This is a genomic window from Agathobaculum ammoniilyticum (genome assembly GCF_025567315.1).
In the GTDB taxonomy this organism is placed as follows: domain Bacteria; phylum Bacillota; class Clostridia; order Oscillospirales; family Butyricicoccaceae; genus Agathobaculum; species Agathobaculum ammoniilyticum.
In genome coordinates, this window is the sequence record NZ_JAOQJE010000015.1 from 17,941 (window position 1) to 31,996 (window position 14,056).

At 57.7% G+C, this 14,056-nt stretch carries 16 protein-coding genes and 1 pseudogene; 6 read left to right on the top strand and 11 right to left on the bottom strand.

Features of this window, described 5'->3' with window-relative positions:
• Positions 1-128: 128 nt before the first annotated feature.
• The 6 genes from OCV66_RS13335 to OCV66_RS13360 form a co-directional block, all read right to left on the bottom strand.
• Positions 129-2,516 carry an ABC transporter permease gene (locus OCV66_RS13335; RefSeq protein ID WP_243182366.1) on the bottom strand — a complete coding sequence of 796 codons (2,388 nt, stop codon included), beginning with the start codon at positions 2,514-2,516 and terminating at the stop codon, positions 129-131.
• Positions 2,513-3,196 carry an ABC transporter ATP-binding protein gene (locus OCV66_RS13340; RefSeq protein WP_147574505.1) on the bottom strand — a complete coding sequence of 228 codons (684 nt, stop codon included), beginning with the start codon at positions 3,194-3,196 and terminating at the stop codon, positions 2,513-2,515. The genes OCV66_RS13335 and OCV66_RS13340 overlap by 4 nt, the downstream gene beginning before the upstream one ends.
• Positions 3,197-3,269: 73 nt before the next feature.
• Positions 3,270-4,307, bottom strand: coding sequence for a sensor histidine kinase (locus OCV66_RS13345; RefSeq protein WP_147574506.1), 1,038 nt, complete (start codon positions 4,305-4,307; stop codon positions 3,270-3,272).
• Positions 4,307-5,002 (bottom strand): response regulator transcription factor, encoded by a 696-nt coding sequence (locus tag OCV66_RS13350; protein ID WP_147574507.1) that lies wholly within the window; start codon positions 5,000-5,002, stop codon positions 4,307-4,309. The genes OCV66_RS13345 and OCV66_RS13350 overlap by 1 nt, the downstream gene beginning before the upstream one ends.
• 78 nt (positions 5,003-5,080) lie before the next feature.
• On the bottom strand, positions 5,081-5,602 hold the full coding sequence (locus OCV66_RS13355) for a DUF6933 domain-containing protein (RefSeq protein ID WP_054328224.1): 522 nt from the start codon (positions 5,600-5,602) through the stop codon (positions 5,081-5,083).
• A gap of 11 nt (positions 5,603-5,613) precedes the next feature.
• Entirely contained in the window at positions 5,614-6,537 is a 924-nt protein-coding gene (locus OCV66_RS13360; protein ID WP_054328223.1) for a LysR family transcriptional regulator, read from the bottom strand.
• Positions 6,538-6,933: 396 nt separating this feature from the next.
• On the opposite strand from OCV66_RS13360, the gene OCV66_RS13365 reads away from it, so the two are divergent.
• Positions 6,934-7,776, top strand: coding sequence for an aldo/keto reductase (locus tag OCV66_RS13365; protein WP_107632123.1), 843 nt, complete (start codon positions 6,934-6,936; stop codon positions 7,774-7,776).
• Positions 7,752-8,543, top strand: coding sequence for a RibD family protein (locus OCV66_RS13370; RefSeq protein WP_242977810.1), 792 nt, complete (start codon positions 7,752-7,754; stop codon positions 8,541-8,543). Before OCV66_RS13365 ends, OCV66_RS13370 begins: the two co-directional genes overlap by 25 nt.
• A 179-nt stretch (positions 8,544-8,722) precedes the next feature.
• Here the strand turns inward: OCV66_RS13370 and OCV66_RS13375 are convergent, their stop codons facing one another.
• Complete coding sequence (locus tag OCV66_RS13375) at positions 8,723-8,875, bottom strand: hypothetical protein (protein ID WP_186949579.1); 153 nt, start codon at positions 8,873-8,875, stop codon at positions 8,723-8,725.
• Between the two features lie 274 nt (positions 8,876-9,149).
• Positions 9,150-9,503: a winged helix-turn-helix transcriptional regulator gene (locus OCV66_RS13380; RefSeq protein WP_054326903.1), complete on the bottom strand. Its 354-nt coding sequence runs from the start codon at positions 9,501-9,503 to the stop codon at positions 9,150-9,152.
• Between the two features lie 143 nt (positions 9,504-9,646).
• Between OCV66_RS13380 and OCV66_RS13385 the strand changes: the two genes are divergently transcribed.
• From OCV66_RS13385 to OCV66_RS13400, 4 genes and pseudogenes are all read left to right on the top strand, one after another.
• On the top strand, positions 9,647-10,048 hold the full coding sequence (locus OCV66_RS13385; RefSeq protein WP_054326902.1) for a pyridoxamine 5'-phosphate oxidase family protein: 402 nt from the start codon (positions 9,647-9,649) through the stop codon (positions 10,046-10,048).
• 114 nt (positions 10,049-10,162) lie between these two features.
• Positions 10,163-10,840, top strand: a complete 678-nt coding sequence (locus OCV66_RS15740; RefSeq protein WP_442908793.1) for a hypothetical protein — start codon at positions 10,163-10,165, stop codon at positions 10,838-10,840.
• 38 nt (positions 10,841-10,878) lie between these two features.
• Entirely contained in the window at positions 10,879-11,358 is a 480-nt protein-coding gene (locus OCV66_RS13395; RefSeq protein ID WP_407925829.1) for a macro domain-containing protein, read from the top strand.
• A gap of 15 nt (positions 11,359-11,373) precedes the next feature.
• Positions 11,374-11,983: pseudogene (locus OCV66_RS13400) on the top strand (Sir2 silent information regulator family NAD-dependent deacetylase); the annotation flags it as partial.
• A 506-nt stretch (positions 11,984-12,489) separates the two neighbouring features.
• Here OCV66_RS13400 and OCV66_RS13405 read toward each other — a convergent pair.
• From OCV66_RS13405 to OCV66_RS13415, 3 genes are all read right to left on the bottom strand, one after another.
• Entirely contained in the window at positions 12,490-12,648 is a 159-nt protein-coding gene (locus OCV66_RS13405; protein ID WP_153802381.1) for a hypothetical protein, read from the bottom strand.
• A gap of 141 nt (positions 12,649-12,789) precedes the next feature.
• Entirely contained in the window at positions 12,790-13,782 is a 993-nt protein-coding gene (locus OCV66_RS13410) for an alpha/beta hydrolase (protein ID WP_054326899.1), read from the bottom strand.
• Between the two features lie 34 nt (positions 13,783-13,816).
• Complete coding sequence (locus OCV66_RS13415) at positions 13,817-14,014, bottom strand: aldo/keto reductase (protein ID WP_147574508.1); 198 nt, start codon at positions 14,012-14,014, stop codon at positions 13,817-13,819.
• Positions 14,015-14,056 lie beyond the last annotated feature (42 nt).

A 14,056-nucleotide genomic window follows, 5' to 3' on the forward strand; every position in this document is an offset into this window, starting at 1 on the left:
TTGTCAGACATCATCTCACTTCGTATTCCTGACGCTATTTCATATGGCTTTCTTATAATCCAGCAATATAAGAGCGCCCTCAACCAAATCGTTCAGGGCGCTCCGTTTTTCCATATATGCCAATATTGTCACAATTCGTTTATGGTTTCTGTGATCGCCATACGGCGTATCCGTTTGGACGGCGCATAGACCGCTGCGGCCGTCGCACTCAGCACAAACAGCAAAATGATACAAAGCGCCGGCACCGGCAGGCTCCATGTGTGATAGGGGAAATGACTGGTAATCAACTTGTCATACAGCAGCCTGCTCAGCGACAGCCCTGCCGCGCAGCCTATGATACAGCCGGAAAACGCATAGGTAGCCGCTTCCGCCGCTATCATCCCTGTCAACTGTCGCCCGTCCATCCCCACCGCCCGCATGGCGCCATATTGCTTCATCCTTGCGGACACGCTCATGGAAATGCTGTTGACGATATTGAACACGGTAATCAGGGCGATGACTGCCAGGAACCCGTAGATAAACAGGCTGAATGCCCAATAGGTGCTTCGGTCGCCCTCGTCCCGCCTGTCTGTAAATTCGTACCGGCCGTTTACCAGATCACGGATTGCAGCTACATCCTGGTCGGCCGCGCTCTTCGCCACCTGTATGTCGATGATCGCATAATCCCGCATGCCTGTCAGCCGCGTAAAGGTTTCCTCGGAGCAGATGAGGATGATCTCCCCATCCGTCCGGCCGCTGTTGGAAAACGGGCTGTATTTCAGCATACCGGCGATCTCCACCTCGAAACCGCCGAGCTGGATTTTGTCCCCGACATCAAGCGGAACATCCTTATCCCAGATGGCCAGCACATAGCCGCTGTCCCCATATACCTTGGACAGGTCGCTCCCCTTCCGCAGCATATCATCGTCTGGGAGCCAGCCCAGTTGTGACTCGTCATAAGAAATCAGATCCACCGTCGTCTGCTCTGTATCCACATCGAATGCTGCCGGAATATTTTCCGCATACATCCGCCCATACGCATGCGTCACGCCTTCCATGCCGCTGATTGTGTCTACCAGCGCATGGTTCACCGTATTGGAGTAAGCACTACTTGCGATCGTCAGATTGGGCGCGGACAGCGACGTCGGCAGCAGGCACCCCAGCAGCTCCACCAGCACGGAAAAGCACAGGAACAGGATGATGCTGAGTGCGAACGAGCCCGACATCAGGAACAGGTTTTTCTTTGCCGAAACCGCATGGGAAACACCCAGCGAGGACTCGATCTTCAAAAAACGCGCCTTTGCCCTGTGCGGTTTGCGCTTTCCGTCCGCCGCATTGCCGGACACCGCTGCAATCGGCGAAACCCTTGCTGCGCGCTTTGCCGGGGATTGGGCCGCGATCCAAACCGTCAGCACGCCGAGCACCGCACCGCTGACAATGCCGACTGCGCTCACCCCGAACACCGGAATTTCGGAAAATTCGCCGCCGACCAGATACCGCAGCACCGCGTTCAGACCCCACGCGAGGCATGTGCCGAGCAACACGCCGATCGGCACGGCTGTTTTGCACCAGTTTAGCGCCTCCAGCCGCACGAAGCGGACGACCTGCTGTTTGCTCATGCCGACGCAGCGCATCATGCCGAAGAACTGCGTCCGCTGGGCGATCGTGCTGTTCAGGCTGCCCGAAATCATCAGCACGCCTGCGATCAGCACCAGCAGGAACAAAATAATAACCAGCGGATACACGTTTTTCACCAGCGTATTGTCGCTCAGCCCTGCCAGTCCCATGAGGATAAAGTTCTGCTGGACGTCCGCATCCGCCAGACCGCACTGTTCCTTGATCTCCGCGATCGCCTTTTTCATGTTGGCATGGCTGCCAAACTGCACATAATACGAGGCGCTGCCCGTATCGCCGTTATCCTGCATGATCCTGCGGAACGCGGATATGTTCATGAACACGCCGACCTGATCCTCATCCACCAGCAAGGCTGTCGTCTCGCCGCTGCCGTTGTTGTTGGCGTACCGACTGTCGTCGCTGCGAAAGCCCGTTACACGGAATGTATAGCTGCCGGCAGGCGTGTCCAGTACCAAACTGTCGCCCACTGCTACGCCGAGCAGCTCCTTCGCATTCGGTGTGAGGATGGCTGCATCATCCGCCTGCACACTGGAAGCCTCGTCAAAGTAGCGCATGATATCCGTTCGGAAGGGTTCTTCGATACCGCACAGGGCAGCCTGCCTGCCGTCGATCGTATATGCCCTGCTCTGATCAAGGTTGACCACATCATACCACGATGCGGCGGCCACATCCGTGCGCGTGCGGATCGTTTGCGCGTCGCTTTCCGTGATATTCTGGATCTGGATATGCCAGTTCCCGTGCGTTTCCTTTGTGTGCATGGTCTCAGACTGCACCAGCATATCCGCCATGCTGAAAATCGCCGTGACAAGGAACACCGCAAAGATGATGCAAAGCAGCGTCATGCGGTTTTGCCGCCGGTGCACCTTTGCCGAGATCGGGATCAGGCTGAGATAGCTCCTCATTCCCGACACCTCCCGAAATCGGTCAGCACGCCGTCGGATACCCGCAAAATCCGGTCCGCAGTCTGCGCAATGCTCCGGCTGTGGGTAATCAGGATAATGGTCTGCTCATAGCTTCTGGAAGCCTGCTTCAGCAGGGCAATGACCTCGCTGCTGTTCTGCGTATCGAGGTTGCCCGTCGGCTCGTCGGCAAGGATCAGCGCAGGACGGGTGATCAGCGCGCGCCCGATCGCCGCGCGCTGCTGCTGGCCGCCGGACAGTTGGCTGGGCAGATGATGGCGGCGTTCCTGCAAATTGAGCACAGTCAGAAGCTCTTCCAGATAGGCTTTGTCCGGCTTCCGATAGTCCAGCAAAACGGGAAATTCGATATTCTGTTCCACGGTCAGCTCCGGGATCAGGTTAAAGCTCTGGAAGATAAAGCCGATGTTCCGGCGGCGGAAAATCGTCAGGCTGCGCTCCTTCATGGAGAAAATATCCCTGCCGTCGATCCATACCTTGCCGGAGGTCGGCGTGTCCAGCGCGCCGATCAGATTGAGCAGCGTGCTCTTGCCCGATCCGGACTCCCCGACCACGGTGACAAATTCACCTTTGGGAACCGTGAAGCTCGCGTTTTTCAATGCGTGTACGGCAGCTTCGCCGCTCCCATAGGTTTTGCAAACGTTTTGCACCTCTAATAGATCCATTCGGTCTCACACCTCTTTCTGATTCGGTATAGAAAGAGTACCATGCGCGCCCTACTGCAGGATGACACACAGCCTACAATTTTGTAGGAATCAGAAAATTCATGGTAAAGGTCGTGCCGGCGCTCAGCTCGCTGTCCACCTCGATGGTGCCGTTATGCGCTTCCACGATCGCCCTGGTCAGCGCAAGCCCCAGCCCGATCCCCTGCGTATCCTTGGAAAAGCGGCTGCGGTAAAAGCGCTTGAAAATATGCGGCAGGTCCTCCGGGTGGATGCCGCTGCCGTTGTCGCGCACCACGATCTGGACAACCGACGCAAATGCCCGCCATGTGATGCGGATTTCATCACCTTGGGCGGTATGGTCCAGGGCGTTTTTCACGAGATTGCCCACCGCTTCCATCAGCCAGTTCCGGTCGCACCACAACGTTGCCGTATCATCACCGGACAAGATCAGCGTTTTCCCCTCCTGCTCCGTCCGGTAGGCAAACTGTGTTTCGATCTTGCCCATCATTTCGGATATGTTGTGCTCCGCCTTGTCAATCACGATCGTTCCCGCATCCAGCTTGGTGATTTTGAGCAGGTTCTGGACCAGCGTTTCGATCCGGTCGAGCTCCTGCTCGGACAGGGATGCAAATTCCCGGATGGTTTGTGCATCGTCTGCATCTTGCTGTATGATGCCGTTATAGATATTCAGCGCAGCCAACGGGGTTTTCAGCTGGTGGGAAATGTCCGAAATGGTATCCTTCATAAACCGTTTGGCGCGTCCTTCGTTTTCGGCATGGGCGTTCAGGACAGCGACAAGCGAGTTGACCTCGTGGAACAGGCGGTACAGTTCGCCTTCTTCGTCGCATTCGATCCGGGCGTTCCGATTCCCCGCGATGTAGTCTTCGATCTGCGCCGCGGCGTTTTCGATCATCCTGCTCTGCGCCCGGAAATACAGATACAACGCAGCGAAAACAGCAATCCCCATGCCGGCACACGCCAAAAGCACATAAACCGCCGCATGCTGTAATTCCATCGCAGCACAGGCAACTGAAAAGATGGAAAATGCAGCGATTATCAGCAGTACTGCGCAGAACAGCCGCTTGATTTTCCGGTTCACCAGTATTTTCATCACGCATCCCGCCCTGCTGTATTCCACTTATAGCCCATCCGACGGACAGTCACGATGTTTTGCGGATTGGCAGGGTCGTCCTCGATTTTCGTGCGCAGCCGGCGGATATAGACCGTTAGGGTGCTGCTGTCGATATAGTTTTCCTCGCAGTCCCACAGCCTGCCCAAAATCTGCTCCGGCGAAAGCACGATGTCTGGGTTCTCCATGAACAGGCACAGCAGCTTGTATTCGCTGGCCGTCAGGTCGATCGGTGCCCCGTTTTTATAGACCTCCCGCTTGAGCTGCAACACCTTGATGCCGTTGGAGTTGAGTTCTGGCTCGGTCTGGCTGAAGTTTTCGCTCCGGCGAAGTAGCGCATTGACGCGGGAAAGGAATACCGCCAGCTTGAAAGGCTTGGTAATATAATCGTCGCCGCCGATGTCCAGCCCCATGGTGATGTCGGTCTCCTCGTCCGCCGCGGTCAGGAACATGACCGGCACCCTGGATGATTCCCGGATCTTCCTGCACAGATCATAGCCCGAGCCGTCCGGAAGTGCCACGTCCAGAATGACCAGATCATAGGTTCCATCCTGCCACAGTTGTTCCGCTTCCATGCTGGTTCGCGCGATGTCGATCTCATATCCCTGCTTTTTCAGGGCAAATGACAGGCCGCCGATCAGACTCAGGTCGTCTTCTACAAAAAATATCCGCTTCATTGGCTGCTACCATCCTTATCCAATATCCTCCGCCTTTTCATTATACCGCTTCCGTTGGATAATACAACGAACGCGCTTTTACAACGCCGCGGCAGTCTCAGCCCCCAATGTCCACGCGATCCGCTTCAGTCCCGTCCCCAATCCCTCGAATCCCACGCACCGGCCCGGACGGACGTTCACGGAATAATCCAGCAAGGGCTGCGCCTGGCAGCTGGTATCCAGCCACAGATCGAGTGCCAGCACATCCTCCCACGCCCGATTGAGAAACGCCACTTCCCGCCGGCCATGGGTGCGGGTGGCATACGGCTCCCCCGCCTGACCGAGATACTCCTCAATCCGCGCTGCCGGAAAACCGGCGGCTGTGAGGCTGTCCGTCAGCCCGATACGGAACAGTGCGGGGATATCCGCCCACTGAAAGGGCATCGCATCATAGCGCACGAATGCATAGCGGCTGTGACAATGGACCACGAGCAAGCATTTCCTGCCCCGCAGATCTATCACATGCAGATCCCAGCAAAAGCGCCGGTCCGTCTGTGTGCCGTAGTCGGGCGCTTTCATTTTCAGGAATCGCTGCAGGGGGAAGGTCAGTCCCAGTTCCATTTCACTTCACCTCATGGGGCATGCTGATTTTTCTCCGTCCGAATCCGGTCGGCCGCGCGTTCCGCTGTCCGTACAAACCGCTCCACATCCGGACAGGGCGACGTGGCATAAAGCAGGCCGTATGGAACAGCGTACTCCCACTCCACCGGAAGCGAGACCAGTCCCGGGTGGACATCCTGCCAGCATTCCAGCGTAAGTAGCGCATGCCCTGTTTCCGCGCAGCGGTTGAACACGGAAATATCGTAAAACCGAGGGGTGTCCTCCACCTGGATCTGCGGATGGTTCTTTCGCAGCTCCGCGCGCAGCCTGTCGTTAAGGCCTGAATCCCCCGCCTTCACCATCATCAGGGTCTGCCCATGCAGGTCGGAAAGCGTCAGCCGCTTCTTTGCGGCCAGAGGATGCTCCCGCCGTACCGCCACCATGCATTTATAGGTACCCAGCGCCAGAAAACTGCATTGGTCCAGCCACGCGCGGGAGTCGCACACCCCCACAAGGAAGTCGAACTTCTCTCCCAGTCTGCCAATTTCGGCAAGGATACCCTGATGGTCGTCCTCAAAAGGGACCAGATGGAGCTTGTAGCCGGGGAACGCCCGATTGACCTGGTACCACAGATCCATGAATGGTTTGGCAGGGTTGAGCAGCGAGGTCCCCACGCAGAAGGTGGTTTCCGCATCGGCTGTCGCAGCCCGGGCGCTGTCCACCGACCGTCTTGCGTAGTCCTGTAAAAACCTCGCATCCCGCGCAATCATTTCCCCCGCCGCGGTAAGGCGCACGCCGTGCGGGGTGCGTTCGAGCAGCCGCAAATCCAAATGCGCTTCCAGCACGTCCATCTGTTTCATCACCGCCGTGGCTGAAATAAACAGCCGCTTGGAGGCACTGGTAAAGCTGCCGCAGTCCGCCACCGTCAGGAAGGTAGTAAGTAATGGGTTGAGCATAGCCCCTCCTTATGTATTAACAATAGGTTGATACCATGCTAACACATTGGAGATTCCCCGTCAAGGCTGCCGCTGGTACAATAGAGGAGGACGAACAATTGGCCACCACTCCCACAGAGCACTTGCTCTCCCTCCTCCGGCATCATCGTCACGCCTCTGGCGCTCGACGAATTTAATGGCCCGTGCGGGGATTTTTATAAGAACATGTTCACCAACTGCCCGGCAGACCGCCCCGGCACATCGGGCGAGGTGACGGGTGTGGCCGAGCTGCTCATCGGCAGCCGCAGCGCTTTCATCACCGGCGCGGACTTTCTGGTGGACGGCGGCGCGACCGCCCCTGTATTTTTACGGACCGCTCAAAACATAATTACATCGATCAAAACAGGAGGAAACACCATGGATTATGTAACATTGAACAACGGGGTCAGGATGCCCCAACTAGGCTACGGCGTATATCAGGTGGCCGCGGCTGAAACCGAACGGTGCGTGGCCGACGCTATCCGCGTGGGCTACCGCTCCATCGACACCGCCCAGGCCTACGGCAACGAGCATGGCGTGGGCGACGCCTGGCGCAAGAGCGGCGTCAGCCGTGACGAGCTGTTCCTCACCACCAAGGTATGGATCGCCAACGCCGGCGAGAAAAAGGCTGCTGCTTCCATCGACGCCTCCCTGCAAGCCCTTCAGACCGATTATGTGGACCTGCTGCTCATCCACCAGCCCTTTGGGGATTACTACGGTACCTATCGGGCGATGGAAAAGGCCTACCGCGACGGCAAGGTCCGCGCGATCGGCGTGAGCAATTTCTACCCCGACCGCTTTATCGACCTGACCACCTTTGCCGAGGTAACGCCCGCGGTCAACCAAGTGGAGACCCATGTATTCCAGCAGCAGAAGGTCGCCCGTGAGGTGCTGGCGAAGCATCATACCCAGATCGAATCTTGGGGTCCCTTTGCCGAGGGCCGGAACCAGATGTTCACCAACCCCGTCCTGACCGAGATCGGCGCCAAATACGGCAAAACCGTAGCCCAGACCGCGCTGCGCTTCCTGCTCCAAAGCGGTGTGGTAGTCATTCCCAAGTCTGTCCACGTCAAGCGGATGGAGGAAAACTTCCATGTATTTGACTTTACCCTGAACGAGGACGACATGGCCGCTATCGCCGCCCTGGACACTGCTGAGAGCGCGTTCTTCTCCCACTATGATCCGGAGACGGTGGAATGGTTCATGTCGCTGATGCGATGAGCGTTATTGGAAAGGAGCAGTTCCGCGTGACAAGGCCGTATATTTTCTGCCACATGATGACCTCTCTGGATGGGAAGATCATGGGCAATTACATGAACCATCCTGCCGCCGCAGAAGCCGGCGAAGCCTTTTATCGCATCGCCTTTGGTGAGAAGCCCTATTACCGGCACCAGGGCTGGCTCTCCGGACGGGTGACCACTGATGACAACTTCACCTTTTATGAAAAGCCCGCGCTGGAGGAGAACGCGCTCCCCGTGCCGGACGGGGATTTCGCGGCCCAGCCGGACTTCGGTATGTACTATGTGTCCATCGATCCTGCCGGCCGCCTGGGCTGGAAGGATGCCGTGCTGCACTACGAAACGACCACCGCCCATGTGATCGAGGTGTTGACCGCACGGGCGTCCAACACCTACAAGTCTTTCCTGCGCAGGCTGGGGATTTCTTACATTATCGCCGGAGAGGAAACGCTTGACGCGACCCTGGCTCTGCAAAAGCTGCGCGCGCTGTTCCACATAAATACACTGATGCTGGGCGGCGGCGCGGTACTCAACTGGTCGTTTATCCAAGCCGGCCTGTGCGATGAGGTGAGCGTGGTCATTGCGCCCTGCGCCGATGGTTCCGCCAGCGCCCAAACCCTGTTTATGGAAAAGCCGGGCATCAGCGACGACACTGCCGCAGGCTTTACCCTGCTGGAAGCCAAATCCCTCCCCGGCAGCGCCGTATGGCTGCGCTATAAGGTGGAACGGCAAGGTATACCCCAAGGATGACCATCCCGCACGGTACGCTTCCAGCATCTGGGATGGTATATGCACCCATAAATAATTTGGTAAAACCACAGGGAAAGCGTCAAGGCTATACGGCCTTGGCGCTTTGTTCATTTTGCTGTTTTCCTCCGGTCGTCCCCCATCGGCCGCTCTTTCCGGTTTACACGCCGCTGTCTTCCCGCTTATCCAGCGGACTGGTCATGCGTGATGCTCTGAACAAATTGCGCTGCGGTGGGTGTGAGGTCGTTCAAATCGTTGGCGAACAGGCCAATCTCAAAAGTGATTTCCAGATTAACCGGATATTTCGCATGCCCTGCCGCCAGCGTTTCCGTCATATATTCCGATTCCAATACCGTCCCGCACCATATTGATCGCGGTTTCCGCAGCCTGCACCTGAAGAACCGCGTCGCAGGCATCGGCTGGCGGATATGGTCCAAAATCGTTTCATATTTTATCCCGGGCGCATCCTCCGGCATCGGCTGTGAAACCACCCGATATTTCGCGGAACACGGCGGGCGTGTCATCGCCACCATGCGTAATCCGCAAAAGGCCGGCAGTCTTTCCCGCAGTAAAAAAGCAGGTCGGGGAAAACCATCCCCGGCCTGCTTCTTATTGTGCGTTTTTCGCCTTGTATGCCTCGCCCCAGTTCCACATGACATCCAGAACCGGCTTGAGGCTGTATCCCAGGTCGGTCAGCGTATACTCCACATGGGGCGGCACCTCCGCAAAAACCCTGCGGGTCAACAGTCCAGTCGCTTCCATCTCCCGAAGCTGCGCGGTAAGGACCTTCTGCGTTACATGGCCGATGGACCTTTTCAGCTCTCCAAACCGTTTTGTTCCCGGCATCAGGTCACGGAGGATCAACACCTTCCATTTATCGCTGATGAGGGTAAGCGTCGTTTCCACAGGGCAGGCCGGCAGTTCCCTTACAGGCTTCCGGCTCACCGGCTTCTCGGCTTCCATCCGTATCCCTCCCTTAGTATCCAAATGGTAACTATGGCACAATATTGTACTTACTTTACAGCAGGGCTGTATGGAAGTATTATAATAGCAGCGGAAGCAAAAAGCAACCCATTCCCACAGAAAACAGTTTGGAGGTCAAAAAAATGAACGAAGTTGTAACATTCCTGAACGAGAATCCGGTGCAGTATCTGGCCACCGTCGGACGGGACGGGAAGGCCAAGTGCCGCCCCTTTATGTTCGCTGGGGAGATGGACAGCAGGCTGTGGTTCTGCACCAACAATCAGAAAGAGGTCTACAAGGATATGCAGGCCAATCCCTGTGTGGAGATCAGCGTCTCCAGCCCCACCTACGCCTGGATCCGCCTGAACGGCAAAGCGGTCTTTGAGGACAGCCTGCCCGCTAAGGAGATGTGTCTCCAAAACCCCATCGTCAAGAGCCAGTACCAAACCGCTGACAACCCCATTTTCGAGGTATTCTATCTGGCCGGTGCGCACGCTGTGATCGCTGATTTTTCCGGCAACCCACCGCGGGAATATGACCTGTAAGCCTGCGGACAGCCCTCGGAAGCCGGTCCAAGCCGCCCCGCACAAGCGCTGGCGGCTTGGACCGCGCGTCCGTTTTCCGTAACCGCCTTTCCGCTTTCACTAGGAGACCGCGCAATGACAACGCAAGAGATTTTGACAACCCTTCAGGCGGACATCCATTCCACTGTGTTCGCCACCCTGGATACGCACGGCCTGCCCCAGACCTGTGTGATCGACCTGATGCTGGCGGATGCCGCGGGTCTTTATTTCCTGACCGTCAGGGGCAAAGCCTTTTACACCCGCCTGACGGCAAAGCCTTTCGTAGCGTTCACCGGCATAAAAGGCCGCGATACGCTTTCCACCTTGGCGATTTCCCTGCGGGGTGCGGTGCGCAGCATTGGAAAGGAACGTCTGGCGGAGATTTTTGAGAAAAACCCTTATATGGCCAAAATCTATCCTACGGAAAAAGCTGTGACGCGCTGGAAGTCTTTCGGATTTACAAAGGCGAGGGGGAGTATTTTGACCTGGGACAGCTTCCTCCCTATCGCCAGTGCTTTTCCTTTGGCGGCGGGGCCGCACGGAAAAGCGGATACTGCATCGATCCGGACAAGTGTATCGGCTGTCAGGGGTGCCGCATCGTCTGTCCGGCGGGCTGTATCAGCGCTTCGTTTCCCCGCAGCATCGACACCGCGCACTGTCTCCATTGCGGCAACTGCTACCGCATCTGTCCGGCTGGGGCGGTGGAGCGGCGCGACGGGTAAGCCTTTCGCAGAAGCAGGTCGTACACGGTGCGATAACCGACATTTCGGATAAGATGGCAGGGGGATATCACCCGCCTGAACGCAGACGCCATTGTAGACGCGAACAATAGCGGTCTGCTTGGCTGCTTTGTCCCCTGCCACGGGTGCATCGATAACACCATCCACTCGGCGGCGGGCCTTCAGCTCCGAGATGAGTGCCACCATCTGATGGAGCAGCAGGGCCGTCCGGAACCCGCAGGGCGAGCCAAGCTGACAAAAGGCTACAACCTGCCCGCCCGCTATGTGCTGCACACCGTCGGCCCCATCATACAGGGCCGTGTGACCCGACGCGATCGGGAGCGGCTGGCCGCCTGCTACCGCGCCTGTCTGGAACTGGCGGCGGCGCAGTCCCTGGAAAGCGTGGCGTTCTACTGCATCTCCACGGGAGAATTCCGCTTCCCCCATCCGGAGGCGGCGGCTATCGCAGTCCGCACGGTCAAAGCATTCCTGCAAACACCTACTTCCATCAGAACGATAATTTTCAATGTTTTCAAGGATATTGACGCAGACCTCTACCGCAGTCTGCTCTGAACCGTTTGCGCAGATACGGCGGGCCTGACCTATTCCGGCCAGCGCTTCGAAAAACACTTCGGGGATTTCATCCGGAAGTATGGCATCCGCGATATGTATACCAGCGGCTTCTATCCTTTCGGAACGCCGGAGGAATATTGGGCCTGGTGGAGCCGCCACATCATGATCAACCGCTACGAAAGGGCTCCGAAACCGGTCTATGACACGCTGCTGCGGCTGGTGAGCGGCAGGGACTACTTTGTGCTGACCACCAACGTGGACCATCAGTTCCAGCTTGCCGGATTTGATAAAGAGAGGCTGTTCTATACCCAGGGGGACTACGTGTTCAAAGCCCTGCTGCCAAAAGACCTGGGACAATGAAGAAACCGTCCGCCGCATGGCCGCCGAACAAAAGGATATGCGTGTGCCGGCGGAGCTGCTCCCCCGCTGTCCGGTGTGCGGACGGCCCATGTCCATGAACCTCCGCTGCGATCAGACCTTTGTGCAGGACAGCGGCTGGTATGCCGCCGCCGAGCGATATGAGCGCTTTCTCCAGCAGCACGAGAGGCTGCGGGTGGTGTATCTGGAATTAGGCGTGGGCGGCAATACGCCGGCCATCATCAAATACCCCTTCTGGCGCCTGACCGAGCTTGGCGAGCCCGCTCTCGGACTGCACAACATAGACATGCTGCTCCTACAGGTTTTTGGCCGTAGGAGCCAGCCGGCCGGCCGCTAAAACCGCTTCCAGCCGGTCCTTTTCCACCGCCCGTCCGTCAAATTATTTGCATGAATACCGTTTTTTGACCGCTTCAAAAAATCCATTTTGTATGTTTCCCTGCAAGGCTTCCTGCCCATACAGCGCCTGTGCGGATGGGTTTTTCTGTTTCTCCGGAGACGGCTGCGCCGCTCCGCACCTCAATAGGATAAGCCGCGTTTTCCGAAATGTAAAATACCTGTGTTTCATGGCTCGTGATTCATTTTCCGTATTTCTGTTTTATGCCGGTCTGACAAACTGTAAAAAGGCGCGAACCGCCCGCGCCAGAACCACTCCGTTATGCAGCACATCATAATTGGCGCAGAAATCCTTTTCTTTCTCATATTCTCCCGACCATGCCGTCAGGGGCGCATGAACCGGCGTATCGATGTGTATGGTCACGCCCCTTGTCCCGACCAGATCGCCCTGCCGGATGCAACGCGCTCCCGCCAGCGAGTGTTCCCTTTGGAGCAGAGCGCCCTTCCGTTCCTTTGTCTGATGCGGATGTACGCATAGCGCGCGGCATGGAACAGCTCCAAAAACAGCCCCATATCCATCGCTTTCCCTCCTGCCCTTATCATACCGCGGCACGTGGTCAAACGCAATAGAGCGCACCCCCGCGAAGCCGGAAAGGGCGTGCCGCCTGGCGGCACGCCCTTTTTCTGCCTGTCCCGTCCAGCTCTCTGCGGCGTCGGTATTTATCCCAGATACGCCTGGAAAAATTCCGTCAGCTTGTCGAACGGGATGGCGTTTTTGCCGCCGCCGTCGTACAGGTCGGTGTGGACGGTATCGGGCAGGAGCAGCAGCTCCTTGTTGTCCGCGTAGGGACTGCCCTCGACCATGGCGGCGTATGCGTCCCGACTGAAGTAGCAGGAGTGCGCCTTTTCGCCGTGTACCAGCAGCACCGCGCTGCGAATTTCGCTACTGTACTGCAAAATCGGCTGGTTTAAGAATGACATGCAGCCGGTCACGTTCCAGCCCCCGTTGGAGTTGAGCGAGCGGGGATGGTAGCCGCGCGGCGTTTTGTAGTAGTCGTAGTAGTCCTTGACAAAGAAGGGCGCGTCTGCGGGCAACGGATCAACCACGCCGCCGCCGAGCGCATAAGCGCCGTTTTTGCAGTCCTCGAGCCGCTGGGCGTTGAGGGCCTGCTTTTTGGCGTAGCGCGCGTCGGCCGAATCCTCGGCATCAAAATATCCATTGGCGTTCACGCGGGCCATATCGTACATGGTCGCGGCCACGGTAGCCCGCACGCGGGTGTCCAGCGCGGCCGCGTTGAGCGCCAGCCCGCCCCAGCCGCAGATGCCGATAAGGCCAATCCTGTCCGCGTCCACCTCCTCCCGCAGGGAGAGGTAATCGACCGCGGCCTGGAAGTCCTCGGTATTGATGTCTGGCGAGGCCATGTAGCGGGGCGCGCCGCCGCTCTCGCCGGTGAACGAGGGGTCAAAGGCCAGCGCCACAAAGCCGCGCTCGGCCATGGTCTGGGCATACAGGCCCGCGGCCTGCTCCTTGACCGCGCCGAACGGCCCGCACACTGCGATCGCCGCCCTCTTGCCCTGCCCATCCTTGGGGACGTACACGTCGGCCGCGAGCGTGATGCCGTAGCGGTTGCAGAAGGTGGCCTTGCTGTGCGCGACAGACGCGCTCTGCGGGAAGGTCTTATCCCATTCCTGTGTCAGATGCAGTTCTTCCATGAGGGTATCTATCCTTTCGTTATGGCCGGAAATGTTAGTACCAGTCGTGTTTTTCGTTGCGGTCCAATACTTTGATCTGCACCAGCTCCTCGTCGGTCAGCGCAAAGTCGAACAGCTCGGTGTTCTCCCTGATGTGGTCGGGGTTGCTCGAGTCCTGAATGACCACCACGCCCTTTTGCAGGCTCCAGCGCAGGATAGCCTGAGCGGAGGGCTTGCCATGCAGGCTGTACATACCAAGCCGTAGATGGGCATTTCGTAGCCGCTGTTCAGGGTG

What these genes read in the sequence shown, in the direction of transcription:
- OCV66_RS13335 (WP_243182366.1), bottom strand. Translation starts at nt 2,516, where the DNA reads ATGAGGAGCTATCTCAGCCTGATCCCGATCTCGGCAAAGGTGCACCGG.
- OCV66_RS13340 (WP_147574505.1), bottom strand. Translation starts at nt 3,196, where the DNA reads ATGGATCTATTAGAGGTGCAAAACGTTTGCAAAACCTATGGGAGCGGC.
- OCV66_RS13345 (WP_147574506.1), bottom strand. Translation starts at nt 4,307, where the DNA reads ATGAAAATACTGGTGAACCGGAAAATCAAGCGGCTGTTCTGCGCAGTA.
- OCV66_RS13350 (WP_147574507.1), bottom strand. Translation starts at nt 5,002, where the DNA reads ATGAAGCGGATATTTTTTGTAGAAGACGACCTGAGTCTGATCGGCGGC.
- OCV66_RS13355 (WP_054328224.1), bottom strand. Translation starts at nt 5,602, where the DNA reads ATGGAACTGGGACTGACCTTCCCCCTGCAGCGATTCCTGAAAATGAAA.
- OCV66_RS13360 (WP_054328223.1), bottom strand. Translation starts at nt 6,537, where the DNA reads ATGCTCAACCCATTACTTACTACCTTCCTGACGGTGGCGGACTGCGGC.
- OCV66_RS13365 (WP_107632123.1), top strand. Translation starts at nt 6,934, where the DNA reads ATGGATTATGTAACATTGAACAACGGGGTCAGGATGCCCCAACTAGGC.
- OCV66_RS13370 (WP_242977810.1), top strand. Translation starts at nt 7,752, where the DNA reads ATGGTTCATGTCGCTGATGCGATGAGCGTTATTGGAAAGGAGCAGTTC.
- OCV66_RS13375 (WP_186949579.1), bottom strand. Translation starts at nt 8,875, where the DNA reads ATGACGGAAACGCTGGCGGCAGGGCATGCGAAATATCCGGTTAATCTG.
- OCV66_RS13380 (WP_054326903.1), bottom strand. Translation starts at nt 9,503, where the DNA reads ATGGAAGCCGAGAAGCCGGTGAGCCGGAAGCCTGTAAGGGAACTGCCG.
- OCV66_RS13385 (WP_054326902.1), top strand. Translation starts at nt 9,647, where the DNA reads ATGAACGAAGTTGTAACATTCCTGAACGAGAATCCGGTGCAGTATCTG.
- OCV66_RS15740 (WP_442908793.1), top strand. Translation starts at nt 10,163, where the DNA reads ATGACAACGCAAGAGATTTTGACAACCCTTCAGGCGGACATCCATTCC.
- OCV66_RS13405 (WP_153802381.1), bottom strand. Translation starts at nt 12,648, where the DNA reads ATGGATATGGGGCTGTTTTTGGAGCTGTTCCATGCCGCGCGCTATGCG.
- OCV66_RS13410 (WP_054326899.1), bottom strand. Translation starts at nt 13,782, where the DNA reads ATGGAAGAACTGCATCTGACACAGGAATGGGATAAGACCTTCCCGCAG.
- OCV66_RS13415 (WP_147574508.1), bottom strand. Translation starts at nt 14,014, where the DNA reads ATGTACAGCCTGCATGGCAAGCCCTCCGCTCAGGCTATCCTGCGCTGG.